Raw genomic sequence first — 3,177 nt, 5'->3', positions numbered from 1 at the left:
CTCCGGTGGTAATGGAAATAGTGGAGGCAACGATAGCTCCGGCGGTAACGGCAATAGTAACGGTAATGGAAATGGAAACTCCGGCGGAAACGGTAACGGCGGAGGGAACGATGGCAATGGCAATGGAAATGGTAAGGATAAGGAGAATGGCAACGGAAACGGCAAAGACAATAGCGACAATGGCGGCGGCTGCGGCTGGCTGAAATCGCTAGAGAAAGGTAACGGCAAAAAGCTCGGCCTTTACAAGAAGCTCGGAGGCGGTAGTGACATTGATACCCTCTTCGAGACAGGTCAAATGGAGCATATTTTGGCCGCTATTGATAATATCGTCAATGGCGAAGTCAATTTACCGCCCGGCGAGCACACGAAACTTTTCGAACGCATCCGCGAAGTCGGTAAAGGATATACCGTTATCGGGACGAATTATACGTATAATACCCGTAATCAACTCGTCCATCGGGAGAACCTGACCCGCTACGAGGAATACGACTATAAGTATGACGACCAAGGCAGTCTGCTCACCGACAGCCGCAGTAAATACGAATGGAATGCGCTTGGACAACTGACCAAAGTGACATTCCCGGACGGTTTTGGCGAGAAGTACGCGTACGACATGCTGGGACGACGTACTAGCAAGACGCAATACAATCATACTGGAGAAACGCAGGATGTGACCAACTTCACCTACAAAGGCGATACATGGGTCATTACTGAAGAGCGGAACGAACTCGGCGAAGTAACGAAGTCGTATACGTTCGATGCGAACGACCGTCCGCTGTCCATCACTTTCAAAGGCGAGACGTTCTGGTATGTCTATAATGGACACGGTGACGTTATGGCCATGACGGACAAAGACGGCACCGTCGCTGCCCGCTATGAATACGATGCTTGGGGACTCGTCACCCGTATGTACAATCGCTATGGCGAACGTGTACGCGAAGGCATCGGCTGGATCGGCGATCTCGGTACAGGTAACGGTAGCCCGGGTTCGGTGCAGGGTCCGGAAGACGACAGTGGGAATATAGAGCCGGACTACCATCCGGGTAACGTGAACGGTAATGGAAAAGGCAACAGTAAAGGAGCAGGAACCAAAGAAGAAGCAGCAACAGAAACCGCTGCTCCGATAGAAGAGGAATCTTCGGAAGCTCCGATCGTAACCTTGGATCTGTCTGCCATCTTGACGGAGGAAACGGATCCAACTGAAGACATCACCACCGATCTCGTCAAGGAAAACCCATTCCGTTATGCAGGATACTATTTCGATAGGAAGACGCAATACTACTATTTGCAAGCTCGTTACTACGATCCTCGCCCTGCTCGGTTTATTAGTGAGGATACGTATGAAGGGGAGATTGAGAATCCGCTGACGTTGAATTTGTATACGTACACAGGGAATAATCCACTAAAGTATACTGATCTCACTGGTCACAATTTTCTAGGAGATGTATGGGATACAGTTACGTATCCAGTTAAAAAAACAGGTAAATTTTTGAATGACCAACAACAATATGTTCAAAGACAAGTGTGGAAAAAAATACTCATTCCGAAGTTTATCGAGAGCAAAGGATTTATGTTGACTGGAAAGTTGTTGAGACACTCACTACAAGATAAACCAAGCACAATGATTTTTAGCGATCAAACATCCTACGAGGTCAAGCTTGTTCGTAAATCGAAAGAGTACAAAATTATTATGAATAACTATATTAATAAAGCAACAAACAGCGGTAAAGGGTATTTTTCCATTACAAGCGCAAGTGACAGATTTAAAAGCGGAGATCTAAATGCTGCAATAAATAAATTTAATTACAGCATATATGGTTTTAAGAAAAAAGACGGAAAATGGTCAACATCTATGTCGATAAATGACGTATATGATTTTAAGTGGGGGGATTATTCTAAATATCTAACGAAAGGTGACTGGGAAAATTTAAAGTTTTGGTTGGGCAATGACCTTGCATTCTTCAGTCAGGAGACAACTGCATTAAATAAATTTACATCTTATATAATTGTGAATGATATATTCAATTGAGGTGATAGAATGGTAAGAAAGAGTATACTTTTTGTTCTTATTTGTTGCATTTTGGTTTCCTGTTCAAATTCACGACTTAAATATCCAACTGAAAAGGATACGGTCGACTATTTTGGAGATGGTACTTTTCAGCTATTGGGAGGGTATGATTCGAGTGGTAAAGAAACATTAACTCTTTTTGATATGAGTAAACCTGCTGTGGAAGATGTCGTTGCTAATAATGTTGTTGAGTATGTGAAAAAGAAAAAATTTGTATATTTCTTTGACGATAAAAAAAGGTATATACTGTTGGACGTAAAGACAAACGATTTATCAATTAGTACAGATTTAAGTAGTTTTTCTTCAGACAAGCAACAAATATTTAAAAGGTTAAACAAGTAAGATATAGGCCCCATGTGCTTTAACCACATGCGAGTGTAACAACTCCATGTGGTTTCTTTGTAGGCCTCACAGTCGCACAATCTAAGTGGTTCAAATCCACTCGGTAACTTTACCCTTTAAAGTGCCGTAGCCGAAGCAGAGGTCCTAACTCCAACAGGAGTAGGACTGGCAGGGTGTCTCTGGTGAATACTTAAGCAATTGTTAGTTGAAAGCTTAAATTAAAGTAATTTTAAGCAATAGCATTTTGGAAATTTGAATAAGGAGAGTGATATGATACACATTAGTGACCTATTAGAAAAATTCGATGAACACAACTTAGTCTATAAAATAGGTAAACGTGAAATTCCTGTGAAAAGCAATAAAGCAGATAAGGTAAGCGTCAAACAGCCCCCACCTTGTTGCCAAGATGAGGGCTGTTCTATGATCAAATCAGGATTTAAATACGCGGCAAGTTAATGGTAACGACGTTGACCATGGTAGTAAACGGTCTAACGCTTCTGGATCTTTCGGATCAGGAAGCTGCGGTAACTGCTCAAATAGGTATGTCAAGTATTGGAGCGGATTCAGTCCGTTTTCCTTGGCTGTTTCAATGACGCTGTAGACGATGCTGCTGGCCTTTGCGCCGCGAGGCGTATTCGCGAACAGCCAGTTCTTGCGCCCGATAACAAAGGGTTTAATGGCGCGTTCACTTCTATTGTTGTCAATTTCAAGCCGCCCATCGCTAAGGAATTCCGACAGCTTGTCCCATTGATTTAGACTGTAAGTAA

3 protein-coding genes are annotated in these 3,177 nt (G+C 42.9%); 2 read left to right on the top strand and 1 reads right to left on the bottom strand.

Annotation, left to right across the window (positions count from 1 at the left end; translation table 11 throughout):
- Positions 1-2,029 (top strand): RHS repeat domain-containing protein (locus tag E2980_RS23695; RefSeq protein ID WP_167747243.1); only part of this gene is annotated, 2,029 nt, incomplete at its 5' end.
- Between the two features lie 9 nt (positions 2,030-2,038).
- Entirely contained in the window at positions 2,039-2,410 is a 372-nt protein-coding gene (locus E2980_RS23690) for a hypothetical protein (protein WP_135154676.1), read from the top strand.
- Positions 2,411-2,839: 429 nt separating this feature from the next.
- Here E2980_RS23690 and E2980_RS23685 read toward each other — a convergent pair.
- The coding region (locus E2980_RS23685; RefSeq protein ID WP_135154675.1) for an IS66 family transposase at positions 2,840-3,177 on the bottom strand (338 nt) is incomplete at its 5' end.

Origin of the sequence: Cohnella luojiensis (genome assembly GCF_004564235.1) — a bacterium.
Classification (GTDB): domain Bacteria; phylum Bacillota; class Bacilli; order Paenibacillales; family Paenibacillaceae; genus Cohnella; species Cohnella luojiensis.
This window is presented reverse-complemented; position numbering and strand designations above follow the sequence as displayed.